At 72.0% G+C, this 24,060-nt stretch carries 26 protein-coding genes; 8 read left to right on the top strand and 18 right to left on the bottom strand.

Annotated elements, in window-relative coordinates; all coding sequences use genetic code 11:
- Position 1 precedes the first annotated feature (1 nt).
- The 14 genes from K8612_RS07430 to K8612_RS07365 all read right to left on the bottom strand — a co-directional run bounded on the left by K8612_RS07430 (position 2) and on the right by K8612_RS07365 (position 10,380).
- Positions 2-376 carry a hypothetical protein gene (locus tag K8612_RS07430; RefSeq protein WP_223761758.1) on the bottom strand — a complete coding sequence of 125 codons (375 nt, stop codon included), beginning with the start codon at positions 374-376 and terminating at the stop codon, positions 2-4.
- Positions 376-843: a hypothetical protein gene (locus K8612_RS07425; RefSeq protein WP_223761757.1), complete on the bottom strand. Its 468-nt coding sequence runs from the start codon at positions 841-843 to the stop codon at positions 376-378. Before K8612_RS07425 ends, K8612_RS07430 begins: the two co-directional genes overlap by 1 nt.
- Entirely contained in the window at positions 840-1,196 is a 357-nt protein-coding gene (locus tag K8612_RS07420; RefSeq protein ID WP_223761756.1) for a helix-turn-helix domain-containing protein, read from the bottom strand. Before K8612_RS07420 ends, K8612_RS07425 begins: the two co-directional genes overlap by 4 nt.
- On the bottom strand, positions 1,193-1,990 hold the full coding sequence (locus tag K8612_RS07415; RefSeq protein ID WP_223761755.1) for a hypothetical protein: 798 nt from the start codon (positions 1,988-1,990) through the stop codon (positions 1,193-1,195). Before K8612_RS07415 ends, K8612_RS07420 begins: the two co-directional genes overlap by 4 nt.
- Positions 1,987-2,889, bottom strand: coding sequence for a hypothetical protein (locus K8612_RS07410; RefSeq protein WP_223761754.1), 903 nt, complete (start codon positions 2,887-2,889; stop codon positions 1,987-1,989). Before K8612_RS07410 ends, K8612_RS07415 begins: the two co-directional genes overlap by 4 nt.
- Positions 2,890-2,891: 2 nt before the next feature.
- A complete protein-coding gene (locus K8612_RS07405; protein ID WP_223761753.1) occupies positions 2,892-3,812 on the bottom strand; it encodes a DNA methyltransferase in 921 nt (306 codons plus the stop codon).
- Complete coding sequence (locus K8612_RS07400; protein ID WP_223761752.1) at positions 3,809-5,770, bottom strand: DNA cytosine methyltransferase; 1,962 nt, start codon at positions 5,768-5,770, stop codon at positions 3,809-3,811. The genes K8612_RS07405 and K8612_RS07400 overlap by 4 nt, the downstream gene beginning before the upstream one ends.
- Positions 5,767-5,991, bottom strand: a complete 225-nt coding sequence (locus tag K8612_RS07395; protein WP_223761751.1) for a hypothetical protein — start codon at positions 5,989-5,991, stop codon at positions 5,767-5,769. Before K8612_RS07395 ends, K8612_RS07400 begins: the two co-directional genes overlap by 4 nt.
- Positions 5,984-6,301: a LexA family transcriptional regulator gene (locus K8612_RS07390; protein ID WP_223761750.1), complete on the bottom strand. Its 318-nt coding sequence runs from the start codon at positions 6,299-6,301 to the stop codon at positions 5,984-5,986. The genes K8612_RS07395 and K8612_RS07390 overlap by 8 nt, the downstream gene beginning before the upstream one ends.
- Positions 6,298-7,914: a DGQHR domain-containing protein DpdB gene (dbpB, locus tag K8612_RS07385; RefSeq protein WP_223761749.1), complete on the bottom strand. Its 1,617-nt coding sequence runs from the start codon at positions 7,912-7,914 to the stop codon at positions 6,298-6,300. The genes K8612_RS07390 and dbpB overlap by 4 nt, the downstream gene beginning before the upstream one ends.
- Positions 7,907-8,752 (bottom strand): hypothetical protein, encoded by an 846-nt coding sequence (locus tag K8612_RS07380; protein WP_223761748.1) that lies wholly within the window; start codon positions 8,750-8,752, stop codon positions 7,907-7,909. The genes dbpB and K8612_RS07380 overlap by 8 nt, the downstream gene beginning before the upstream one ends.
- Entirely contained in the window at positions 8,749-9,123 is a 375-nt protein-coding gene (locus K8612_RS07375; protein ID WP_223761747.1) for a hypothetical protein, read from the bottom strand. The genes K8612_RS07380 and K8612_RS07375 overlap by 4 nt, the downstream gene beginning before the upstream one ends.
- A 185-nt stretch (positions 9,124-9,308) precedes the next feature.
- Positions 9,309-10,022 (bottom strand): hypothetical protein, encoded by a 714-nt coding sequence (locus tag K8612_RS07370; RefSeq protein ID WP_223761746.1) that lies wholly within the window; start codon positions 10,020-10,022, stop codon positions 9,309-9,311.
- Positions 10,015-10,380 (bottom strand): hypothetical protein, encoded by a 366-nt coding sequence (locus tag K8612_RS07365; RefSeq protein ID WP_223761745.1) that lies wholly within the window; start codon positions 10,378-10,380, stop codon positions 10,015-10,017. The genes K8612_RS07370 and K8612_RS07365 overlap by 8 nt, the downstream gene beginning before the upstream one ends.
- Positions 10,381-10,617: 237 nt before the next feature.
- On the opposite strand from K8612_RS07365, the gene K8612_RS07360 reads away from it, so the two are divergent.
- The 4 genes from K8612_RS07360 (at position 10,618) to K8612_RS07345 (ending at position 12,907) form a co-directional block, all read left to right on the top strand.
- Positions 10,618-10,977, top strand: coding sequence for a hypothetical protein (locus K8612_RS07360; RefSeq protein WP_223761744.1), 360 nt, complete (start codon positions 10,618-10,620; stop codon positions 10,975-10,977).
- A 91-nt stretch (positions 10,978-11,068) separates the two neighbouring features.
- Positions 11,069-11,233 carry a 50S ribosomal protein L33 gene (gene rpmG, locus K8612_RS07355; RefSeq protein WP_128795753.1) on the top strand — a complete coding sequence of 55 codons (165 nt, stop codon included), beginning with the start codon at positions 11,069-11,071 and terminating at the stop codon, positions 11,231-11,233.
- A gap of 5 nt (positions 11,234-11,238) precedes the next feature.
- Positions 11,239-12,474 carry a zinc metallochaperone GTPase ZigA gene (zigA, locus tag K8612_RS07350; RefSeq protein ID WP_373692088.1) on the top strand — a complete coding sequence of 412 codons (1,236 nt, stop codon included), beginning with the start codon at positions 11,239-11,241 and terminating at the stop codon, positions 12,472-12,474.
- A gap of 88 nt (positions 12,475-12,562) precedes the next feature.
- The gene (locus tag K8612_RS07345) at positions 12,563-12,907 is read left to right on the top strand and encodes a DUF1826 domain-containing protein (protein ID WP_223761742.1); all 345 of its coding nucleotides are present in this window, start codon (positions 12,563-12,565) and stop codon (positions 12,905-12,907) included.
- Between the two features lie 61 nt (positions 12,908-12,968).
- Here the strand turns inward: K8612_RS07345 and K8612_RS07340 are convergent, their stop codons facing one another.
- The 3 genes from K8612_RS07340 to K8612_RS07330 all read right to left on the bottom strand — a co-directional run bounded on the left by K8612_RS07340 (position 12,969) and on the right by K8612_RS07330 (position 17,057).
- Positions 12,969-13,850: a heparin lyase I family protein gene (locus K8612_RS07340; protein ID WP_223761741.1), complete on the bottom strand. Its 882-nt coding sequence runs from the start codon at positions 13,848-13,850 to the stop codon at positions 12,969-12,971.
- Positions 13,851-14,125: 275 nt separating this feature from the next.
- Entirely contained in the window at positions 14,126-15,571 is a 1,446-nt protein-coding gene (locus K8612_RS07335; RefSeq protein ID WP_223761740.1) for a sigma-54 dependent transcriptional regulator, read from the bottom strand.
- Complete coding sequence (locus K8612_RS07330; RefSeq protein WP_223761739.1) at positions 15,561-17,057, bottom strand: HAMP domain-containing sensor histidine kinase; 1,497 nt, start codon at positions 17,055-17,057, stop codon at positions 15,561-15,563. The genes K8612_RS07335 and K8612_RS07330 overlap by 11 nt, the downstream gene beginning before the upstream one ends.
- Positions 17,058-17,308: 251 nt before the next feature.
- On the opposite strand from K8612_RS07330, the gene K8612_RS07325 reads away from it, so the two are divergent.
- Both K8612_RS07325 and K8612_RS07320 read left to right on the top strand, forming a co-directional pair.
- Positions 17,309-18,991: a SulP family inorganic anion transporter gene (locus K8612_RS07325; protein ID WP_223761738.1), complete on the top strand. Its 1,683-nt coding sequence runs from the start codon at positions 17,309-17,311 to the stop codon at positions 18,989-18,991.
- Between the two features lie 219 nt (positions 18,992-19,210).
- Positions 19,211-19,969 carry a hypothetical protein gene (locus tag K8612_RS07320; RefSeq protein WP_223761737.1) on the top strand — a complete coding sequence of 253 codons (759 nt, stop codon included), beginning with the start codon at positions 19,211-19,213 and terminating at the stop codon, positions 19,967-19,969.
- Positions 19,970-19,998: 29 nt separating this feature from the next.
- Here the strand turns inward: K8612_RS07320 and K8612_RS07315 are convergent, their stop codons facing one another.
- On the bottom strand, positions 19,999-21,657 hold the full coding sequence (locus K8612_RS07315; protein WP_223761736.1) for an amidase: 1,659 nt from the start codon (positions 21,655-21,657) through the stop codon (positions 19,999-20,001).
- Between the two features lie 109 nt (positions 21,658-21,766).
- Here K8612_RS07315 and K8612_RS07310 point away from each other — a divergent pair, with 109 nt between their 5' ends.
- Together K8612_RS07310 and K8612_RS07305 are read left to right on the top strand one after the other, a co-directional pair.
- On the top strand, positions 21,767-22,657 hold the full coding sequence (locus K8612_RS07310) for a hypothetical protein (protein WP_223738625.1): 891 nt from the start codon (positions 21,767-21,769) through the stop codon (positions 22,655-22,657).
- Between the two features lie 290 nt (positions 22,658-22,947).
- Positions 22,948-24,045, top strand: a complete 1,098-nt coding sequence (locus K8612_RS07305) for a hypothetical protein (protein WP_223761735.1) — start codon at positions 22,948-22,950, stop codon at positions 24,043-24,045.
- Positions 24,046-24,060: the final 15 nt, after the last annotated feature.

The raw sequence follows: 24,060 nt of genomic DNA, 5'->3' as shown, positions 1-24,060 counted from the left end.
GTCACGCCCCCAGCACCGGGATGCCCCCGGCGAGTCCGGTGTGGATGGTGAGCCCGCGGAGTTCGGCCACGCGGCGGAGGACCTGCTCCGAGCAGTCGAAGCGCTCGCGCAGCGCCGCCAGCGGCACGCCCTCGGCGATGACGCGGGCGATGCGCTCCTCACGGCGCCGCTCGCTCGCCTGGAAGTCGAACCCGTCCAGAGGCACGTCGTACTTCGGGCCCGGGTCGTCCATGCAGACGTGCCCAGTCAGCCCCAGCGTCTCCGCTGCCGCCGCGCACGCCTTGCCGCACCACTTCCTCGGAGCACCCATGCGCGCCTGCGGCATCACGGAACCGCAGCGGCGGCACTTCGTCATCCTCTCCCTGCACGTCGACATCACCGCACCTCCTCAAGCAGCCGCCCGTCGGCGGCGAGAATCAGCGCCCGTCCCGGCCACCCCTCGGCCCGGCACAGGCTGACCATGTGCCGCGTGCCACGCCCCAGCCCCGGGTCCGTGTGCGCGGCCACCCAGCCCACGCGCTGGCCCTGGGCGGCGAGCGCGCGGAGGGCATCGCGCATCGCCTCGTTGCGCAGCGGGCCCGCGCGGTGCCCCTGCCCCTTCCAGTCCGCGGGGTAGCGCGACACCGCCAGGACGTCGAACCAGGGCCACTCGACGGCGGCCGCCACTTCCCACAACCGGTCCGCGCCTAAGGCCTCGGGCTCGTCCACCTTGCGCGGGTCTCCAGCGCCGTGGATGAGCCCCATCCCCGGGTGCCCCGAGAAGCGCCGCATGTACGCGCGCAACACCGGGAGGTGGCCCAAATGGAGGCCGCTGCTGCCGCAGGCCAGGAGGACGGAGCTCAAGACGCCCTCCCCTGTCCGGTGGCCCGGTACACGTAGACGCTCGCGTGCTTCTGGCAGTACCCGTGCTTGCTGGCGCACCGGCGCCCGCATCCGGGCTCCGCGCAGGGCCCGTGGAAGGCAAGGCGCTGCGACGGCACGTAGGGCCCGGGGCCGCGGCCCTTCCGCGCGCGGGACAGCCACTGGCTGATGGTGTCCTCGGACACGCTCATGTCCCGGGCAACTTCACGGACGGACTCTCCGCGCGCCACCCGCGCCATCGCCCGCGTGCGCAGCTCGCGGAACTCCTCCGCGGTGGTGGCGCCACGCCGGAAGAAGCGCACGCGCTCCTCGGGCCGCTTCGGCTTGCAGCTCACGGGGCACCTTCCTTCCGCAGGTCCCGGGTGCCGCAGTCACGCAGCACGTACGTCCCCCGGCGGCACATGCGCGACACCACGCGCTCCCCCGCCCAGGCGCGGAAGGCGCTCGGCGCTCCGTCGACAGCGTGGACGGAGAGGTTGGTGGTGTAGCCCGTCACCAACCCAGGCCTGTCCCGGCGGTCGGCGAGTTCCTCCAACAGCTCGCGGTGCCGGGCCCCCAGCGCCTCCCCCGGCATGCCGCCCAGGTCGTCGAGTACCAGGACGCGCACCGTGCACGCGCGGTGGTACAGCGCCCGGTCCTCGGCGTGGTAGTCGCTGACGCGCTTGAGCTGCGTCCAGCGCAGGAAGAGGCCCGCGCTGTAGTCCCACTCCGGCAGGCGCTGGCCGGTGCGCGTCTCCACCCGCGTCGCCGCGCGGAAGAGCTCGCACGCGCCCACCGTCTTCCCGGCGCCCGTGAAGCCGGACAGCAGCACCGTGCGCAACTGCTCCTTCAGCGCCTGGCGGGCCGTCTCCAGCGCCGGTGTCGCCAGGGGCGCCTTGCCGGTGAGGGCCGCCACCGCCTCCACCGGGGCGCCGCACAGGCGGAGGTGCATGGGCCACGTCTGCGCCTGGGCGGCCTCGTGCGCCCGGCGCTCCTCCACTTCGCGCTGCTGCCACTCGCGCTCGAGCGCCGCCAGTTCCTCCGGCGTGCGCTTCCGTGCGTTGGCCAGCCCGCGGCGCAGCAACTCCGCCAGGCGCGGCGCTCCCCAGCGTCCGGGGGCGGTCTCGATGATTTCTCCAGGCGTCTTCACAGGGCCTCCACGGGGCCTTCGCGGTAGTCGTCACGGTTGAGGGAGCGGGCGGGGGGCTTCCCGGGCCGGGCCCCAGAGCGCTCAGGCGGCGCCGTCGCGTGGTCGTTCCAGAAGCGCACGAGATCGGCCCACTTCGAGCAGCGCCCGTACCCGGTGACGGCGATGCCGATGCGCCACCGGCGGCGGATCTCCGCCGGGGCACCCCGGGCGAGGAGCTCGCCCATGGCCGCCGGGTCGCTCCGGTCCCGCCGGTACTCGGCCCCGCGCAGCGCCTGGAAGTCGGCGTCGAGCAGATCCCCCAGCGCCGGCTCCGTGCTGGGCGGGGGCTCGTGGGGCAGTAGATCCTGCTGGCCCAGCGACTGCGCCTGCTCGCCCTCGCGCGCGTGAGGGGGTTGCTTCTTCTCTGTCTCCCTCTCCTTCTCTATCTCCTTCTCAGGCGGGACAGCGGTGGGACGTCCGTGGGACTGCGGCAGGACGTCCGCCGGACGTCCTGCGGACGCGGCGGGGACGTTGGCCCGGGCCGCGGAGTCCGCCGCAGCCTTCTTCGCAGCGCGAGCAGCCCGCTTCCGGGCGGCCTCGGAGGCGGCCCGCTCTGCGTGGACCGCCTGCTCCTCGGCCCACTCCAAGTCGACGAGGGCCTCGCCTTCGCGAGCAAGAAGCCCAGCATGTACGAGGGCTTCCACGAGGGCCCCCTCCTCGCCGCCCCATTCGCACCCGCGCTCCAGGGCGTGGACGGGCTCGGGCCCGGAGTACCTGCCGCTGGGGGCGTACGAGGCCAGCCAGGCGCGGAGGCGAACGAGGTAGGCGAGGGCAGCCGGGCCGACGGCGCGCTCCAGGGCCCGGACGCGCGGGTCCGACGGCAACGCGGTGGGCAACTTGAACCAGGGTAGGCAGGCCACGGCTACGCCTCCTCGTGGGGGGCAGCGCCCCGGTGGTTGGTGACGTCCCGCTTCGCGTCCGCGAGCGTCCGGCGGACGTCCGGCGGACGTCCGCCGGACACGTCATGGACGTCCGTGGCGCCGGCAAAGAGTCCCATCTGCCCGGAGCGGGCCGCGCTCAGCGACAGCCCCTGCGCCTCCGCCGCCAGCCAGCCCCGGGCCGCGTCGGCGTAGTGGGCCTGCATCTCGACGCCCAGGTAGCGGCGGCCCAGGCGGAGGCAGGCGACGCCCAGGCTGCCACTGCCGGCGAAGGGGTCGAGGATGAGCTCGCCCGGCTCCGTGAACTGGGCCACCAACTCCATCCAGAGGGACACGGGCGTCTGGGTGGTGTGGATCCGCTCCCCGGTAGCGATGGGATGCGTCCAGACGGCGTGGTGGCCGCCGCCATTCCAGCGCAGGCGCTCCCCGCGGACGTGCGCCACCTCGAAGGCCTCGTGCCCAACGGCGGGCCGGTCCCCGGACAACTGCGGCTGGGCGCCCAGCTTGTGCCAGACGCCCACCCGGACGTGGCGGGCCCCCGCGCGCTCCAGTTCCGCCTGCCACGCGGCCTGGCCTTCGGCGTCGCACTTCACGACGAGCCACCGCTGGGCCACGCGGGGGAGGTGCACGCCGCACAGGCGGCGGAGCTCCGGTGTGAGGGCGTCGAACCCCAGGGGCGCAAACGCGACGCGATGGGTGCCGGTCGCGGAGTTCTTGCTGCCGGAGCCGAGCTTCATCCGTCGCTGGAGCCGGTGAACCGCAGGCGAGTACGGCGGATCCGTCAGGACGTGAGCCACCGCGCGCCGGGGCAGGTGCGGGAGAATGTCCTCGGCGCGGCCGTGGACTAGCGCCCAGTCCGCGCGCCCTGAGAGGACGCTGTCGATGGTGGGGGGCGGGCAGGTCATGCCGCGTACCCCTCAAAGCCCGGGCGGAACCAGAAGTCGCTCACCAGCGACCAGCCGTGGCCCAGCTTCGACTTGAGCGCGGCGAGGAGTTGCTCCTCCTGCCACACGAGGGCACCACCCGCAGGGATGCCGTCGCCCACCATGCTGCGCACGCGCGCGTCGCTGGAGGAGACGAACTCCAGCGGCTGCCCATCCACCACCGGCGGCAGTCCCTGGAGGACGGCCAACTCCAGCGTCGTGAGTGGCCGGTGCCAGCAGCCCGACAGCGGGGAGAGGATAGCCGGCGCCAGCGCTCCCTTCGGCGGCTCCCAGCCCTCCGCGAGCAGCGCCAGCGCCAGGTGGATGCTGATGACGGGCCGTGGCGCGGGGCGCGGGTCCGCGATGGCTGCGGAGCCGTTGTCCACCTGGAGGCTGCCCGTCACGGTGCGCGCGGGCGCGTCCCACTCCAGCACGCCGTAGAAGCCGTTGCGGCAGGTGGGCCCGACGCCCAGCGCGTCGAGCGCCGCCGCCGCGCGCGAGTCCGCGAGCGCGGCCGGCGTGTTGCTGCTGCTCACCGCCGCGGAGCCGGAGACCGTGGGCGCCGGGGCGCGCTCGTCCATGACGCCGAAGAGGCCGGGGCGGCCCGCGTAGGTGCCCGCGCCCGTGGCCGTCTGGCCCAGGCCGACGAGCTCCAGGACGCGCTGGTCCGCCACTGACGGGGCACCGCTGCCGGGACGCGAGGCGGCCGTCACCGTGCCCGACGGGCTGCCCCATCCCGTCACCGCGTACTTGTTCCGGTGGCGCAGCGGGTTGTCCGTCCCCATGGCGATGCCGTCCAGGGGGCGTGGGTCGGCCACGGCCGCTCCGCCGTTGTCATGCCGGGCCACACCGCGCACCGTGGGCGCCGGCCCGTCCCAGGCCGTCACGCCCTCCGCGCCGCGTCGCGGGGAATGCCCGAGCCCGAGCGCATCCAGGGGACGCGGGTCCTCGACCGCGCACAACCCCGCGCCCCCGGGTCCGGCCACCGTCGGCGCCGGCTCTGCCCAGGCCTGCACCGGGTGCCGACGATGCACCTCGCGGCGCTGCTGGCCCTGCTGCACGGGCGTGCCGAGCTGCTCCTCCACCAGGTCGCGGAAGGGGCCCGTGTCCACGCCGGCCGGCCACAGCCCGCGCGCCTCCAGCCACGCCACCACGCCGCCGCGGGGCGGCAGGTCCCTCCAGTCCCCGCCCGGAGGGACGAGCGCCAAACGCACCGCGTTCAGCCACTCGATGCGTGGCAGCTTGTGGTGCTTCCCCGCGCGCGGGTCGTCCGGGAAGGGCAGCGGCCCGAGCACCTCCCCCACGCCGCGCAGGCGCTTCTTGCTGGGCATCGCCACCGGCACCGGGCAGCGCTTCGTGTCGCGCCAGCCGATGGTGAGGCGCGTGCGGTGCTGGGCAAGCCCGGCTTCCTCGCCCAGGTCGTGCTCAACGACGGACACCTCGTAGCCCGCGCGGCGGCCCAGGCGCAGCACCTCCGCGAGGTTCTCCGGGCAGCGGTGCCGATACGCCGGCACGTTCTCAATGACGACCATGACGGGCCGCTCGTCGCCCTGCCACGCGGCCAGCACCTTGCGCGCGGCCTTCACCGCGAGACGGTTCATGTCCTGGTACTTCTTCGTCGCGGCGCGCTCCTTCGAGGTGAGCCGGCTGGCTCCCTTGCACGGCGGGCTCCACTTCATGAAGTAGGGCGCGCGCTCGCCGAAGAAGGCGCGCAGCTCGCGCGGGCGCATGCGGCCGATGTCCGCGCAGAGGGACTTCGCGCCCGTCAGTTTCGTGAAGGTGTCGCAGCGCTCCTGCTCGAAGTCGATGCCGCCCACGTTGCGGACGGTGGCGCGGTGACCATCCACCTCCACCTGAGCGCAGTCCGCGCCGTATGCACCCACACCCGCGCCGCAGAAGAGGTACCCGACGGTGAACTCGTGCTCCTGAATGCAGCTCATGGACGGCTCCGGGTGCAGCGGGTGTTGTCGACGACGAGCCGCAGGTGGAGTGCGGCCGGGGTGGACTCGGGCTGAGGACGGCGACGCCAGACGCGCAGCCAGAAGGCGGTGACGCATGCCACGTAGGCGGCAGCGGCGAGCCACCACCACGCGGAGCCGCGCACCAGGTACGCGGCGGCGAAGAGCGCCACCGCGGTGATGAGGAGGGCGGCGTCACGCATGGCGCGCCACCGCCTGCTGCTGGGCCTGCCGGCGCGCGACGATGTCCCGTCCCGCCTCGGTGAGCTGGAGGGTGCGCGCCACGTCCGGCACCCAGGTGACGAGGTGCTTGGCCTTGAGCGCGTCCAGGTGACAGACGGCGGCCGTATGACTGGCCCAGCCGAAGTGCTCGCTGATGTCCCGGCTGGTGGGCGCGAAGCCGCGCTCCTGCAGGTGCTGCGCGATGAAGGCGAGGACGTCGTCCTGGCGCTCGGTGGTGACGACGTTCGGGGCACCGCCCCGGTCCGTGCGCGGGGGCTTGGGGCAGCTCATACGGCACCAGCCTTTCGGGTGCGCCGCTGGGGTTTCGCCGCGCGGCGCTCGCGGTAGATGGCGCCCAGGTGCTGCGCGAGAAGGGCCACCTCCTTGGGGGTGTTCTGCAACTCGTTCCACCGGCGCGTGCCGGAGGGGAAAGCCCAGGTGCCGGACATCCAGGCGCAGGCGTCGCGCACCAGCGCGAGCTCGCGCTCGAAGTCGCCCTGGATGGGCGTGGCGTTGCCCTCCTGCGCGAGGAAGTGGCAGGCGGCGTCCATGAGAAGAGATAGGGCGCGCACCCCCGCGCCGTGCGAAAGGCGCGACTCCTTGGGCTGCCGGGCCCAGGCGTCCGGCCAGGTGCTGGCGACGGCGGCCCACCACGCGGACACGCGCGACACCATGGCGTCGACGCCCGCGCCCGTGCGCTCCAAGTCGTAGAGGGTGCCGTCCGCGAGGGAGTCCTCCAGCGCGGACAGCAGGGACGTGTCCTTGATGACGGCGCTGAAGTGCTTCCCTCCAGTCTTCCCGGTGGAGCGCGGGCACGTCTGGGTGATGACGAGGCCGCGCAGACTGCTGCCCTCATCCAGGTTGAGGCGGGCCAGGATCTGCGCCGGCAGGCGCTTGCGCTCCAGTGCTGCTGGCAGCGCCGCCGTCGTGCTGGGCAGCAGTTCGTGGATGAGCCCCTTGGGTAGGGGCTTCGTGGAGTTGACCAGGATGAACTGCTCGGCCTGCTGGCCGACCGTCTCCGCGACGAAGCCGGTGCACGCCAACGGGAAGGCCCTCACCGCCGCGTCACGCACGGCGGCCAGGCGCTGCTGGCCGTCCACGATGAAGCCCGGAGCGTCCGGTGCGTCCGGCGCGGTGGCGCGCGGGATGACGAGGTGCCCGTGGCGGGCGCCCTCCCCTTCCCCGGGCAGCGCCTCGAAGCGCACGCGCGAGTCGAAGGCAAGAACCACGGCGTTGGGCACCAGGGCTCCCGCGCTCTCCATGTACTCGCGGATGGCCGTCACGTGGGCGAGCACCTCGGGGCGCTGGTAGCCCTCCAGGACGCCTTCGGTGCGACGCACGCGAGATACAGTGGCGAAGGAGGGCACCTGCTTGCCGTCCACCGCGAAGAGGTAGAGGCGCCGGCCGGAGGGCTGCTCCACCTCCAGCGCGGGCAGGCGCAGCGGAGCCCGCGCCGCCACGCGCATCCGGCTCGCCTCCGCGAGGATGCGCAGGCGCGCGCCCTGGGTGGCGCCCTTGAGCGGCTCCACGAGCGTCCACCCTTCATGCGGCACGGCTGCGAGCGCGTCCTGGATGGGCTCCGCGTACGCACGACCCGCGTAGACGATGAGCTCAACGGCACCGGCCGGGTAGAGGCGCACGAGCGCGTCCACCACCTGCCGTCCCCAGGCAGCGCGCTTCTCGTCCAGCATGCCGCGGAGGGTGACGTCGTAGGGCGCCACCTTCTCGTCCAGCGGGAGCAAGCCGTGGAGGGCCGACAGCACGTAGACGTGCGGCGTCATGGCCTCGGCCTCGGCCAGGTGCGCGCGGAAGAGGTTGCCCGTGTAGAGGTCGCGCGCGGGGGCGCTGTGCCTCAGCTTCGCCTTGCCGCAGCCTACGAGAGCAATTCGACAGGGCTCAACCACGGGACACCTCCGGCTCATCGCAGACGGGGCAGACGTCGCCCATGGGGCAGCCGTGCTGCTGGGGCGTGGTGGGAGCCTCGGCGGTGCTCCACTCCGCGCGCTCGGACGCGGGGGCACAGGTGGCGGTCGCTGCCGCGGTCAGCGCCTCCCGAGCGCGCTTCGCCCACCACTCCAAGCGGCCAATCACAGACGGGGAGGCGCCCGCGAAGTCGCCGTGGAAGGACACCTGCATCCCCGTCTTGGGCCGGCGGTGGTGGGCGACGGCAGCCTCGGCGGTGGCGGCGAAGGCCACCGCGAAGGCCTGGAGGGCGTCGCGCTGGGATTCGGCAGCCTCGGCGCGCGCCTCTTGCTGGCGCTTCACCTCGGACACCTTCCAACGCTCCTCCATCTCGCTGTCGCGCTCGCGCGTCAGTTGGTTGATGCGCGCCAGCGACTCCGCGAGCTTGCCCTCCAGGTTCTTCCCGTCGGCATCGCGCGCCTCGCGCTCCTCCCGCAGCGACTGCTGGAGCGCATCCACCATGCCGAGCAGGTCCCGCACGTCCTCCCAAGACGCCGCGATGAAGCGCGCGTCCGGGTGGTTGATGTCGGTGACGCGGCCGCGCCCCGGCGTCGTGTCGGGCACGACGAGGTCGGCCAGCTTTTCGAGGATCCCCTTCACCGACCAGCGCGGCTGCGCACCGGACATACCCCAACGAGTGAAGTCCATGACGGTGTCGCGGCCTCCCTCCAGGCTCACCTCGCGCGTCCGCAGGTAGCCGAACCAGCGCCACGGGCCCCGGCTCGCAGCGGCATGCCGCGCGCGGATGGCCGCCAGCTTCTCCGTATCGGTGCCGCTCACCGGGCACCGCCCTTCGTGACGGCCTGCATCTGGAGCAGCAGCCCGTCCAGCACCTGGCCCGTGGGAGTGCCGTCGAAGGCCTCGGCCGCGCCGCGCACCAGGGCCTGCACGGTGGCGAGCTGCTGCCGGAGGGACTTCAACTCCGCTTCGTTCCTGGCCTCGGTCGTGACCACCGCGTCCTGCGCTTCAAGGAGGCGAGTCATCGCGTCGCGGCCCGGTGACTTGGCCTCCACCCCGAGCGCGTCGCACACGTCGTGCGCGGCCCTCGCCAGTTCGTCGTAGAAGGCGGCGCGGACGAGCGCCACGCCCTCGGTTGCCGTCGTGCTGCTGGTGCTGCGCGGCGCCGAGCGGGCGCCCCTCTTCCTCGACATGGCACGTCTCCCTCGCGCACGTGGCGCGGCCCTGTGACGGGCTGGGGTGGAGACCCGGCTGCGCTGCTGCTGCGCTCGCGCGGGGGACTGCGTGCCGTGCTCCAACTGCCGGAGCAGAGGGACCGCCCGGAGGCGGGTGCTGCCGTCAGGCCCTCACCGGGCCGAGGCGCGTGGTGATGGTGCTGCTACTTCGTGGCGGACAGGAAGCAGAACTCCACGCGCCAGACCCAGGGATTGACGTCCCAGGACTCGGCGCCGTTGATGGACTCCCAGAGGATGCGGAAGCCGTCGCGGTAGGGGCCGCCGAGGCTCGGGACGATGCGCGTGCCGCGTGCCTCATCCCGGAAGGTGATGCCGATGGGCTTAGCACCCTCCGCCTTCGCGTCCTCCTCGGTGATGTCGTGCAGCCGCTCGGCGCGGACGGACACCACCTCCAGCGTCAGGCGCGAGGCCCGACGCGGCATGTGGATGGAGGGACGCCACCGGAAGCGCGCGCAGGCGAGGCATTCGAAGTCGCGCTCACCGAGTTCCCGCTTCGCTTCTGTGCAGGCGTTGATGTGCTCGCGGCGGTCGGTGTCGCTCACCCTTCCGTCGGCCGCGTACACGTAGTCGTAGCAAGGGTAGACGTCGCGATGGTCCGGGCTCCACGTCTCCCGGACCCAGAGCCGGTCCCCGGGCTGGCCGAAGGGACATGGGAGCACCGCCAACTCGCGCAGCGCAGCCGCCACTCCGATAGCGCTACACCTCCGGTGGAACTCCGGCCGGAAGTGGCGCTCCTTGACGAGCCGCCGCGTGACCGTCTTCCGGCCGGCGAGGAGCGCCTTCACCATCGGCGCGGAGAAGAGGATGGGCCGCTCGCGGACGGCGGGCGCGGGCGCGACGGGGGCCGGGCTACCCACGGACCACCTCCATCGCCTTGACGCCCATCAACTCCAGGCAGCGGGAGCACTTCGTCCACGGCATGTCGCCGTGCCCGGCCTCGACGTGGAGCACCTCGCACAGCCGCTCCATCGCGCCCACGGCCGCGAAGGCGGCGACCTTGGCGTTCTCCTTCCTCTCGCGGCCGGAGCCCGCCGCCATCACCCCCAGGGACTGCCGGATGACGGCGCCCGGGAGGGGTTGGGAGGCTGTCACGGCGTGGTGACAGGCGGGTGGCGCAGCATGCGCCAACGTGGCGGGCACGACGGTCAAACGCCCGGAATCCTGGGGCTCGGTGGCGCTCGGTGACGCACCCTGCGCCTTGACGTACGGGTTCAAGTCCCGTACTCCTCGCCACTAGAGAGGCCCGGAACCGAAAGGTTCCGGGCCTTTCGCTTTTCTGGCCCTCCCGGCCGCGGACGACGGCTCCTGACGACGGTCGTTGGCGCGCTCCTCCACGCAGCCCCGAGCATCGCCCGCTTGCCTTTAATTGCAACCAAGTTACATTAACAACCCTCACCCATGAGGCCCTGGCTTTCACATCCTCGGCGCCTTGGAGCGGGGGTTCTCGCGGCCGTGTGGCTGCTCGTGCCCCTGCTGGCGCTGCTGCACGGCACCCACGCCCACCGCTTTTGCGCCGCGCATGGGACCTTCGAGGACGCGGCGCCGGCGGCGGATGACGGGCCCCGGCTGGCCGTGGCGGACACCGCCGTGCCGCGCGTCCTCCACGCCGCCCCCGAGGGCTTCGGGGGTGGGGGGCATGAGCAGTGCCCACTGCTCGGCGCATGGGCGCGTCAGGGGCTGAGCGGCCCGAGCCAGGCCTGGGGGACGGGTGTCTCCCCCCAGGAGGCGTCCCGGGCCGTGAGCCTGTCGCGGGTGCCCCCCCAGCTCGAACCGCTGTTCACCGCGCCGAAGGGCTCTCCTCCCCGCGCGTAGTCAGTGTCGTGCCGTCTCTTGAGCGCGGTGCGCTGGCGCCCCCGTGCGCCCGCTCGCGCTCCCCCTGACCCCGCCTTCAAGGACTCGCGCCATGCCCAAGGGCAACCGCACCATCATCCATCTCGTCTCGACCGCGAACACCGGCTACTTCTACACAACGACGAAGAACAAGCGGAAGTCGCAGGAGAAGCTCCAGCTCAAGAAGTACGACCCGCGCGTCCGCAAGCACGTGCTCTTCGTGGAGGGCAAGCCTTGAGCGCGCTGGAGGCTCCGGCCCGGCTGCCCGTCACCGTCCTCTCCGGGTTCCTCGGCGCGGGGAAGACGACGATCCTCAACCACGTCCTGCACAACCGCGAGGGGCTGCGCGTGGCGGTCATCGTCAACGACATGAGCGAGGTGAACATCGACGCGAAGCTCGTCGGCGGCGCCGCGGCGCTGAGCCGCGTGGACGAGCAGCTCGTGGAGCTGTCCAACGGCTGCATCTGCTGCACGCTGCGCGAGGACCTGCTCCGGGAGGTCGCCCGGCTCGCCCGGCAGGGGCGCTTCGACTACCTCCTCATCGAATCCACCGGCATCTCCGAGCCGCTGCCCGTGGCGGAGACGTTCACCTTCACGGACGAATCCGGCCAGGGCCTGTCGGACGTGGCCCGGCTCGACACCCTGGTGACGGTGGTGGACGCGCTCAACTTCCTGAGGGACTGGGAGGGGGCGGACGCGCTGGCGGAGCGCGGACTCACCGCGGCGCAGGAGGACGAGCGCACGGTGGTGGACCTGCTGGTGGAGCAGGTGGAGTTCGCGGATGTGCTCGTCCTCAACAAGACGGACCTCGTCCCGCCGGAGGACGTGGCCCGGCTGGCCCAGGTGCTGCGCAAGCTCAACCCGGAGGCGAGCCTCGTCACGGCGGAGCGGGGGCGCGTCCCGCTCGCGGCGGTGCTGAACACGGGCCGCTTCGACTTCGAGCGCGCCCGGCGCGCTCCGGGATGGCTCAAGGAGCTGCGGGGCGAGCACACCCCGGAGACGGAGGAGTACGGCATCCGCAGCTTCGTCTTCCGCAGCCGGGTGCCCTTCCATCCCTCCAGGCTGTGGCGCTTCATCCACGGCAGTTGGAAGGGCGTGCTCCGCTCCAAGGGCTTCTTCTGGCTCGCCACGCGCCATGACCTGGCCGGGCTGTGGGCCCAGGCGGGGGGCGCGTGCAGCTTCGAGCCCGGCGGGCTGTGGTGGGACGCCGTCCCCCGCTCCGAGTGGCCGGACGACGCGGAGGCGCGGGCGGAGATCGAGCGCGAACGGGTGGGCCCGCATGGAGACCGGCGGCAGGAGCTCGTCTTCATCACCCGGGACGCGGACCATGAGGTGATGGCGCGGCAGCTCGAGGCGTGCCTGCTGACCGCCGAGGAGCTGGCGCGCGGGCCGGCGCGCTGGGCCCGGATGAAGGACCCCTTTCCGGACTGGGTGGTGACGCGGGCCGCGGACGACGCACCCGCGGAGGAGGTGGCGTGATGCACGCGGCCCCGTCACTGCCCTCCCGCGAGCAGGCGCCCTGTTCGACGCGTGGGTGGAGGACCTGAACTTCCTGCCGCGGCTCTAGGTGGACCTGCTGGGCGCCGGGTCGCTCGGCGTGCGGCTGCACACGCTGGGGCGGGACCTGTGTCCGCGCTTCCACGTGGACCGGGTGGGGGTGCGGCTGCTGTGCACCTATGCGGGCCCCGCCACCGGGTGGCTGGAGAACCCCCAGGTCGTCCGGAGCGCGTTGGGCCCCGACGGTCAGGTGGCGCGCCCGGGCGCCTTCGTCCGGCCCCTGGAGCGCTTCGACGTCGCGCTCCTCAAGGGCGAGGCGTGGCCCGGGAACATCGGCAACGGCGTCGTCCACCGCTCGCCCGCCATCGCGAAGGACAGGATGCGGCGCCTCTTCTTCTCCATTGAAGCGGTTTGAGGAAACCACCATGTCCAAAGTCTGTCAGGTCACCGGGAAGGGGCCGCTCCCGTGAGGTCCGCTAGGAACAGGGGAACACGGAGGCCAGGGTCAGCCCTTCCATCATGCCGCTGTGGACCAGGTAGCTGACGCGCTCACCGTAGTACTTCTGGCTCCGGTACAGCCCATGCTTCAGGTACGGGCGCTGCGAACCCTTGGTGGCGGTCGTCATCACGTTCCAGGACCCCATCGGCTGGGGAAGGTCCGTCCCCGTGCTGTACCAGAGCTCGACTTCACCGACCGGGTGCCCGTCCTTCGTCTTGTTCGAGAACTTCACCCGCACCACGAAGTTGTGCCATTCGTTGTATTCGAACGGAACGGTCCAACTGGGCTCATTTCCATCAAACTCGAGCCCGATGTAAGGCTTCTTGTTCTTGTTCTTGACGCTGAAGGCGATGGGCGGGCTCCCCTGGTCACTGGCCTGATGCCATTGCGTGAAGACCTGCCAGACGCCCCGCTCGCCCGGCCCGATGGGGAAGAGCTTCTTCCCCTGGGCGTCCTCCTTCGGAAACCAGGTACTCCAGCGATAGAAGTATTGCTGTCCATCCTTGGAGCCGTTCTTCGGGAAGTGGACGAGCTCGCTCCTGCTGACGCCATCGGTCCGCTTCCTCACCGTGACATAGAAGTTGTAGGGCTCACCGAAGTGACGGAGGGCCGGGTCGGCGACGGGACGGACGCTCATCACGCTGTTTGCCATCTCCGGGGTCTTGGAGATGGTGCTGCCCGTTCTCGAGTCCTGGACCTGCGTCTGGTCCCAAGCCGCGAAGGTCGGGCTGTCAAAGCCTCGCCACAGCGGAGCGGCGGCGGACGGGCTGGCGAATGTCTCTGGAGCGATGATGGGCCAGCGTTCAACCTCGCGGACGTCCGTCTCCTCAAGCTGCGTCTCGGTTCCCGGTTCTTGCATTTCAGCCTCCGTGCGACTCCACGAGAACCTGATTTCACGCCGAAGGAGGCGCACCTCCCTGACCGCGAAGCGGCACCTTCGCTGATTGCGCTGGGACGGCACGACGGGACGCTGACCTGCCGGGCCGGGTGGCCAGCCCAGCCCGGGCGGGCGCCTACTTCCCCTACGCCATGGGCTCCGCGTCGGAGACAAGGCCACGGCGCAGCACCTGGCGGTGTGCGTGCGCAGCGCGCCGCCTCCCGCCCAGCATGTCTGCCGGGTGCCGGCGGGCGGGCTCAGCGCGTGGGCCCGCCCTCGGAGGCTCCCTTGAAGTCGGCGGCGGACAGGCCGTGCCGCTTGAGCAGGTCGTAGAAGTCGCTCCGGTTGCGCCCCGCCATCCGGGCCGCGGCGCTGACGCTGCCGCTGCTGCGCCGCATCGCCTCCGCGAGGTACGCGCGCTCGAAGGCGTCACGGGCTTCGCGCAGCGAGGGCAAGGCCTCGGTCCCACTTGGGATGCCCGGCAACTGCGCGCTCTCCGCCGGGGGCCGCTCCAGCGCCTGCCCCAGGCGCGGCACGTGGCGCGGCTGGAGCTCGTCCGCGCCGGCCAGGAGCACCGCGGCCTCCATCTCGTGGATGAGCTCCCGGACGTTCCCAGGCCAGCCATAGCGCTGCATGAGCTCCACCGTCGCGGGCGCGAGGCGCGGCGGACGCAGGCCATAGCGGTTCGCCGTGCGCTCCAGGAAGAGCTGCGCGAGCAGGGGGATGTCCTCCAGCCGCTCGCGCAGGGGCGGCAGCTCGATGGGCACCACGTGCAGCCGGAAGTAGAGGTCCTGACGGAAGCGCTTCGCGGCCACCTCCTCCGCGAGGTCCCGGTTGGTGGCGGCGACCACCCGCACGTCCACGGGCTCCTCCGCGTCCGCGCCCACGCGCGTGAGCCGCTGCTCCTGCAGTACGCGCAGGAGCTTCACCTGCACGGACGGGGACGCCTCGCCCACCTCGTCCAGGAACAGCGTGCCGCCGTTGGCCGCGCCAAACAGGCCCTCTCGCTCGCGCACGGCCCCGGAGAACGCGCCCTTCACGTGTCCGAACAGCTCGCTCTCCAGCAGCTCTGGAGGCAGGGCGCCGCAGTTGACGGCGACGAAGCGCTCCTTGCCGCGGCGCGAGAGCACGTGGAGCATCCGCGCCGCCAGCTCCTTGCCGGTGCCGCTCTCGCCGGTGAGCAGGACCGTGGCGTCGGTGGGGGCGATGCGGGCAATCACCTCGCGCACGCGCGAGATGGCATCGCTGATGCCCAGCAGCAGCGGCTCGCCGTCCTCCCCCATGCGCCGCCGCAGCTCCGCCACCTCCCGGCGCAGCAGCGAGCGCTCGAGCGCGTGCGTGAGCTTCTGCATGAGCTCGTGGTCGTGGAACGGCTTGGTGAGGAAGCCGTAGGCCCCCTCCTGCATGGCCTGCACCGCGGTCTCGATGGAGCCGTGCGCGGTGAGCATGATGACGGGCAGCTCGGGAGCGCACTGCCTCGCGGCCCGGAGCACGTCCATGCCGTCCATGTCCTCCAGGCGCAGGTCGAGCACCATCGCGTCCACGCGCTCCCGCGCGATCCGCTGCAGCGCGCTCCTGCCCTCGCCCTCCACGGTCACGCGGTAGCCGCGTGACATCATCCGCATGGACATGAGCTCCGCGAGTTGGAGGTCATCGTCCACCAGGAGCACGTGGGGCTGCTGGACGGTGGTCTCAGGCGTCAAGGCGGACTCCAGGGGTCGCGGGGTCTTCAAGGGGAATCCAGAAGGTGAAGGTGGCGCCGGGCCCGGACGTCTCCGCGAGCGACAGCTCCCCTCCGTGCGCGGTGATCATCTCCCGCGCGATGGTCAGGCCCAGCCCCGTGCTGCGGCGCCCGCCGACCTCCAGGCTCGCGAAGGGCCGGAAGATCCACTCGCGCGCGTGCGCGGGCACGCCCGGGCCCTCGTCCGACACGGACAGTTGGACCGCGGGCACGGTGCTGGCGGCGCCAGGGCGCTTGCGGCTCACCAGCTCACACGTGATCCGCACCGTCTTGCCCGCGCTGGAGACGGAGATGGCGTTGCTCACCAGGTTGGACAGGGCGCGCTCGACCAGCGCGGTATCCATGGGCGCACGCACGGGCTTGGAGGACGCGTCGTACACCAGGTGGACCTTGCGCTCATCCGCTTCGAAGGCGAGGTCCTGGAGGACGTGCTGGACGATCTGCTCCACCGAGGCCCCGGCGTTGCGCTGCAGCGGCTGGCCGGACTGCACGCGCGACAGGTCCAGCACGGAGGTCACCATGCGAATCTCCCGCTCGCACGCCGCCTGGGCGAGCTTCACCACGCGGGCCTGCTGCTGCGTCAGGGGGCCCGTGCTGCCATCGCCCAGGAGCGAGAGGGCCTCGCGCACCCGGGCCAGCGGCGTGCGCAGGTCGTGGGACACCGAGGCCACGAACGCGCTCTTGAGCTGATCCAACTCCGCCAGCCGCCCCCGCATGCGGTCCAGGTCCAGCGAGAGCGCGCGCAGCTCCTCGGGGCCGCGCAACGGGGGCAGCGGGCTGAAGTCCCCCTGGCCGATGCGGCGCGCGTGCGTGGAGAGCAGCGCCACCGAGTTCGACACCGCGCGCGCCTGAGACAAGGCGAGCGCCCCCGCGGCGAGGATGCCCAGCAGGCCGAAGAGTCCACCGGAGCGCAGCGCCGCCGAGCCGATGGCGCGCGCGTGGTCCTCCTTCGCCTGGATGGCCAGGCGCATGTCCCGCGTGCGCTCGGACCACACCGTGGTGAGGACCTCATCCAACTGAAGCCGCCGCTCCCGCAGGGGGAACGACACCATCGACTCACAGGTGCCGGCCTGCTCCAGTTGCAGCGCGTACTGCACGTAGTCCTGGGCGCTCGCGCGGAAGCCCGCATCGAGCCGCTCCGTGCCGGCGCGGAGCGCGGCCTGGAGGTCCTGGCGTGCGTTGGCGACAGCGTGGTGCACGGAGACCGCGCTGCTGTCGTGCTGCTCGCAGGCCACCACCCCGCGCCGCACCGCCAGCTCGAGCGCCCAGGCCGCGACGTACACACGCTGCTCCCGCTCGAAGGACGCGAGCTCCTCCTGGCCCACGCTCGCCACCACCTCGTGGGTGTGCATGAGGCCCACGGCCATCTGGGAGAACGCGGCCACCAGCAGCGCGGTGACCACCGCGTAGGACAACAGGAGCCGGGCGCGCAGTCGGAGCACCAACATGGCGCGCAATCTAACGCGCGTCCGCGCGCCCGGCCCGTCCCTTCGCACGGCCGTCTGTCGGTCCCGACAGTGTCGGTCCGGGCCGACAGGGGCGCTGCTGGGGTGGACCGACAGCGGGATACGCCGCCCTCTGGAACAGCGGCTGGCACGGCACCTGAAAGGTGCGTTCGTCCATGCGTTCGACAACCGCTCTCTCCAAGCGATCTTTCTCGACCCGGCGTGCGGGCGAGCTCCTCCAAAGCTGGCGCGAGATGGTGCACCCAAGCAGCCTGCCAGCCGACGCCGCCGCGGGCCTGAGCGTGGCCTGCGTCGCCCTTCCCCTCAACGTCGCGCTGGCCACCGCGGCGGGACTGCCCGCGAGCGTGGGGCTCGTCTCCGGCGTGGTGGCCGGCGTCGTGGGCGGGCTGCTCAGCGGCAGCCGCTTCCAGGTCACGGGCCCGGAGGCGGCGCTGCTGCCCCTGGCCGCCGCCATCGTGGCGGCGCACGGGGCCGCGGGGCTCGCCATCGCCACGGTGCTCGCGGGCTTCATGCAGGTGGCGCTGGGGCTCGTGCGCGCCGGGCGCTTCGCGCGGCTCATCCCCCGGCCGGTGGTGATGGGCTTCACGGTGGGCATCGGGCTGCTGCTGCTCAACACGCAGCTTCCGCGGCTGTTCGCGGTGGAGGACACGCACGCGAACGCCGTGGCGCTCGTGATGCAGCGCACCTGGGGGAGCCACGTGGGCTGGCTCGGGGTCGCGGCCGGAGCGCTCACCGCGCTGGCCATGGTGACCCTGCCCCGGGTGCACAAGCGCATCCCCGCGGTGCTCGTGGGGCTGACGCTCGGCACCGTGCTCATGGTCTCGCTGGGGGCGGGCTACGACGCGGTGGGCGCCCTGCCGCGCTCGCTGCCCGTGCCGGCGCTGCCGTCCTTCGAGGGCGTGCACCTCGCGAGCCTCCTGCCGGCGGCCGTGGGCCTCGCGCTGCTGGCGTCGCTCGGCTCGCTGCTCGCGACCAGCTCCCTGGATGCGCTGACGGGGGCGCGCACCCACAGCGACCTGGACCAGGACCTCATCGGCATGGGCCTGGCCAACATCGCGGCCGGAGTGTTCGGCGGCTTCCCCGTGATGGGCGCCATCGTGCGCGCCAGCGCGTCCATCCAGGCGGGTGCGCGCACCCGCGCCGCCTCTGTCCTGCACGCCCTGTGGCTCTTCGTGGCCATGGCGCTGCTCGCGTCCCTGGTGGCGCGCATCCCCATCGCCGCACTCACCGCCATCCTGCTCGTCGTGGGGGTGCGCCTGCTCAATCTGGAGGGCCTTGTTGCCATGTGGAATCAATCCAAGTCGACGTTGAGCGTGGTGGTCGTCACCGCGCTGGGCATTGCAGTGTTCAACGTGTTCGCCGGCATCGGGGCCGGGCTCGCGCTGGCGAGCATCCTCTACGTGCGGCGCCACGGCGCCCTGCGGCTGGAGGTGCAGCGGGTGACGGATGCGTCGCAGCTCCAGCGCGGCCTGCACATGCAGCCCCCGGAGGCCTCCAACTCCCCGGAGGCGATGGACCTCATGGTCGCCCGCGTGGACGGGCCCATCCTGTTCATCAACCACCTCAAGCTCTACGACCTCGTCGAGGGTCCGCCCTGGGCGAAGCTCGTGGTGGTCGACCTGTCGCGGGTGTCGCTCGTGGACGCCGCGGGGGTGGCGACGCTCCAGTACCTGGCGGAGTTCCTCGCCGTGCGCGGCTCGCACCTGGCCCTGGTGAAGGTGCCGCCCCACCTGGAGGCCGCGCTCGAGCCGCTCACGCAGCACCTGCTCGAGAAGCGGCTGCACGGCTCGCTCGAGGGCGCGCTCCTGGGGGCGGGCCTCATGCCCCCCGCGCCCCTGGAGCCGGCCGTCGCGCTCCCGGCGCACCCCGTGCCCCTGGAGCCTGTCGCCCGCCCCGCGCACTCCGCGCACCCGTGAAGCGCGGTGCACGGCGTCCACAGCCCTGGACGCCGGAGCCCCAGGCGTGACGGCGGACCGCGAGGTCCGTCTGGAGGGCAGGCAGGTGTTGGATTCCGCGCAGGGGGCCGCGAACTCCTGGCATCCGCCAGGGTCGCACATGACGCTGGAGAGGGTTTGCCTTCACCCTTTCCAGACGGCGGTAGTATGACCGTCAGTCATTGCCCTGGAGTCACCGCCATGCCCCGCCCCATCCGCGATTCCTCGCCCAAACTGCATACGGCGAAGCCCTACGACCGTCCCGCCGCGACGTCCTCCTCGGAGAAGAAGCCCCGGCCGCTGCCCGCGGGCTTCGCTCCCACCGAGACGGGGAAATACCAGACGAAGGAAGGCGACAAGGTCGTCTTCGCGAGGACGGAGCCCGGCCGCCCCGCCACGCCGCCGCTGGGTGCGGAGAAGAGTGGCCAGAGCAGCTACACGAGTGGCACGGCCCAGTACGACAAGTTCGAATACAAGCAGAAGCGCGTCCCGGACTGCCTGTTCACCACCGAAGAGCTGATGAATGACAAGCAGTACGACCCCCGAGGCAAGGGGACCATCAACAGCAAGGTGGCCGTGACGGGTGAGGACTTCGGCGTGAGCAACAAGGCCAACATCCAGGCGTCGAAGAAGGCCAAGAAGACAGACGCGGCCCAGGTCAACGAGCACGTCGATCCCCAGGTGGGAGACGGGGTCGCCATCGTCCGGCAGGGAAAGCCAGGGGTTGGCGAGTCGCCCTACCACGCGGCGCCCGTGGTGGCGCGGGACGGCAATCAGTTCCTCACCGCGGAGGTGAGCGCGCCCGCCAGCGGCAACGCGGTCAAGGAGCGCACCACCATCCCCAAGGTCCATGCCTTCACGGTGGGCGATGCGAACAACTCCTTCCACGGCCAGCTCGCGACGGCGGACCAGTACGGAGAGGACGCCATCACCATCGGCCTGAAGAAGAAGGACCCCTGAGCCACGCCGCGTGAGCGCCCCGCCCGGCCCTACGCGCCGCGCGGGTCCACGCTCCGGAGGAAGGCGGGCTTGCGCCGCGCGCGCGCGGCCTGCTCGTAGGCATGGGCGAGCTTGAGCAGCACGGGCTCGCTCCAGGCGCGGCCGATGAAGGACACCCCCACCGGCAGCCCGTGCACGTCGCCCGCGGGCACGGTGATGCTCGGGTAGCCGGACACGGCGGCGGGCGTGGAGCTGCTGCCCAGCCAGTGGTCGCCCAGCACGAGGTCGATGGGGCCCGCCGGCGCCTGGGTCGGGGCCACGAGCGCATCCAGCTTGTGCTTGTTCATCACCGCGTCCAGGCCCTCGGCGCGCGAATACCGGCGGCACGCCGCCAGCGCCTTCTTGTAGGCGGCGTCGGTCAGCGGGCCCTTCTCCTGCGCCTGGAGCAGCAGCTCCTGCCCGAAGTACGGCATCTCGCGCTCGCGGTGCTTCTCGTTGAAGGCGATGAGGTCCGCGAGCGTCCGCACCGGGGCGCCCTCGCCGAACTGCGCGAGCCAGGCCTCCAGGCCCGCCTTGAACTCATACAGCAGCACCTCCAGCTCCGGCGCGTCGAGCTTCGCCGCGTTGGGCAGCACCACCGGGTCCACCAGCACGGCCCCCTGCGCCTTCATCACTTCCAGCGCGCGCTCCACGACCGCGTCCGTGGCCGGGTGGTAGCCGAAGAACCGCTCGCGCGGCACGCCGATGCGCGCCCCCTTGAGCCCCTGGGGGTCCAGGAACTTCGTGTAGTCCGGGTGGGCGCGGCCCCTGCCCACGGCGGTGGCGGGGTCGCGCGGGTCCTCGCCCGCGAGCACGCCCAGCAGCGCCGCGGCGTCCGCCACGGTGCGCGTCATGGGGCCCGCGGTGTCCTGGGTCGAGGAGATGGGGATGATGCCCGCGCGGCTGACGAGCCCCACCGTGGGCTTCAGGCCCACCAGCGAACACGCGGACGCGGGCGAGACGATGGAGCCGTCCGTCTCCGTGCCCACCGACACGGCGCAGAAGCTGGCCGCCGTGGCCGCGCCCGAGCCGGAGCTTGAACCGGACGGGGTCCGGTCGAGCGCGTAGGGATTGCGGCACAGGCCGCCGCGTCCGCTCCAGCCGCTGGTCGAGTGCGTGGAGCGGAAGTTGGCCCACTCGCTGAGGTTCGTCTTGCCCAGCAGGACGGCGCCGGCGGCGCGCAGCCGCTCCACGATGAAGGCGTCACGCGGAGGGACGGCGCCCACCAGCGCGAGCGAGCCCGCGGTGGTCTGCATCTTGTCGGCCGTGGCGATGTTGTCCTTGATGAGCACGGGGATGCCGTGCAGCGGCCCGCGCGCGCCCTTCGCCTTGCGCTCGGCGTCCAGCGCGTCCGCCTGCGAGAGCGCGTCGGGGTTGAGCTCGATGACCGAGCACAGCGGCAGGTCCCCGGTGCGGTCGAGCGCGCGGATCCGCCCGAGGTAGGCCTCCGTCAGCCCGCGCGCGGTGTGCCGGCCGGACTCCAGGCCCGCGCGCAGCTCCGCGACCGTCGCCTCCTCCAGCGCGAAGGCCCCGGGCGCGGCGGCGGGCGGCGCGGCGGCACGCGCGTCCCGGGCGGCCAGCGCCCCCGTCACGGCGGCCGCGGCCCCGAGGAGCGTGCGGCGGGAGAGACCCGTCGGGTCCGGTTCCGAGGCAGCCGTCTTCTTCGTCATGGCACAAGGCGTAGCCGAGGCCGGCCCGTCGTGACAAGGCTGACACAATCCCAGTCAGGGGCGGTGTCACTGGCGTGTGATACACGGAATTCCTCACCTGGAGATCCCCATGCGTCTACGCGCCCTTGCCTTGACCTGCTTCGCCGCGCTCGCGGCCTGTGACAACACCCCCATCGACTCCGAGTCCCCGGAGGAGCTGGGCGTCAGCACCGCCGCGGCGACGGCGACCCGCCTCTACGCCGCGGTGGGCGACAACGAGCTGAGCTTCGAGACGCTCGGCACCTTCGAGCAGCGGGACGGCGTCCGCGCCCTCGTCATCCGCGCCACCGCGAACCGCTACCTCGCGGACGTGCTCAGCTTCGTCCCCGATGACGCCTTCGGCGACGCGAACATCATCAGCGAGCGCCGGTTCGAGATCGTCCTGCACGACGGCTACGAGCTGAACACGGTGCTCTCCGGCCTGCCGCTCTTCGTCAAGGTCACCACGAACACGGGGACGCCGCGTGCGTACACCGCGCGCATCGTGGTGGCCCCGCGCTTCTTCGACTTCCGCGGCGACTCGGGCATCTGGATCGACGAGGCCGTCACGCCCCGCTACGTCGTCCAGCCGAACAACAACCTGCTGTACCGGGGCCACGCCTCGGTCTCCGGGTACGTCGACTGGCTCAGCGTCACGGCGCCGGACGGCATCCCGTCCGTCTACGGCCGGCCCAACTACAAGCTCGACTGGTCCTACCCGACGCTCCAGCAGGCCATGGATCCGCACACGGTCCCGCTCGCCTTCAGCGCGGGGGGCGACGACGGCGCGACGATGCAGAAGACCGCCCGGCTGGTGGCGCGCGTGACGGAGCTCGCGCTCACGGACGGCGACGCCTACGACGTCTGGCCCAGCCCGCCCTGCGACCCCGTCGTCTCCAACTGCTACCACTCGCAGCCCGCGGGCACGACGGACTTCAGCCAGTGCGGCACCTACCGCCAGGTCCTGCGCTGCACGTACTGAGCGCCCCGCGGCAGGCGTAACCCAGCAGGGGGTGGGCTCGCGCCACGAAGCCAGGCGCGGGCAGCCCCTCCAGCCCATGCATCGCGCCTCCGAGCCCCCGCCGCCTCTCCTGGCCGAGGGCTGGCGTCCTTCGCTCGCCTGGACCGCCGTCGCGCCTCCAGGTTGCCGGCCCTGCCACCCTCCCGCCAGCGCCGCACGCCCTCCGCGCCTCCGGTCCAGGCCTTAGCTTCCTCTTGAAGAAGCCCACGGCGGTCGCGGTCCGGCCGCGGTCGCACACGAGGAGGGGCGCCATGGCAGGGACCCAGAAGCAGAAGAGGACGCGAGGCAATGGAGGACATCGGCCGGAGGCGCTGGCCGAGCCACGGGAATTGAGCAAGGGAGTGTCCGACGGCCCGACCGCGGCGAAGCTCCGGCCGCTGATCGACGTCATCGACAAGGCCGTGGCCGCCATTCCAGACACGAAGCAACGCGACGAGGCGGGACGGATCCTCAAGCGGGTCGTGGGTGGCGCCATCCACGACGTGGGGCGCCTGCGGGCAGTCGCTCGCGGCGAGGAAATGGGCGCGACCGCGCAGAGCGCCATGGCCACGGCGAAGCAGGTGAAGGAGCTGGGCTTCGTCGAGTTCACGGCGGGCCTGATTGACGGCACCTTCAATGCCATCATCGCCGCCACCATCAAGCAGATGGAGGCCTACTCGAAGCTCGTCGCCGACCTGAGCAAGAGCCTGTCCGAGTTCCAGGCCGAGAACGTCACGGACGCGCAGGTCACGGCCTACCTGGAGCGCAAGTACCCCGACGGCAAGGGCAGCACCTGCGTCCGCCCGGATTTCATCTTCGAGAACACCCCGGCGGATCCCGTCACCGGGGCCCCAGAAAAGACAGGCAACGCGAAGCTGAAGGAGGTGGCCCGGGCCCTCGAGCTGGAGACCCGGGACCTCAAGCCGCCGCTCACGCTCACCGTGGGTGACGACGTCGCGTCGTTCACCTCGGATCAGATCCTCACCATCCGCCAGGCGCTCGCCCAGACCCTGGCGGTGAGCATGATTGAGCACCTTCGCGCGATGGCGCGAGAGGGCATGGCCCGCATCGTCATCTCGGAAGGCGAGCTGCTCTCCAAGCTCACCTTCAAGGTGAACTCGACCGAGACCGATGCCATGCAGCAGAGCAAGTTCAATCAGAGCAACTACAACGTGGGCTTGAGCGTCGGCGGCAGCTCTCCCTGGATCAGGGCGTCGCTCAACATGGGCTACAGCCACGTGAGCGTCTCGACCATGAACGAGAGCTCCTTCGACGCCATCACCATGAGCACGGAGATCATCGGGCAGGTGAAGATCAACTTCCGGACGCAGACCTTCGAGCCCGTGGTCGTGGAAGGCCCCATCACCTGAGAGAGGCCCGTGGGG

The sequence above is a fragment of the Corallococcus sp. AS-1-6 genome, assembly GCF_020037015.1.
In the GTDB taxonomy this organism is placed as follows: Bacteria; Myxococcota; Myxococcia; order Myxococcales; family Myxococcaceae; genus Corallococcus.
Note: the sequence above shows the minus strand (reverse complement) of the source record. Positions and strands in the feature narration are given on the sequence as shown.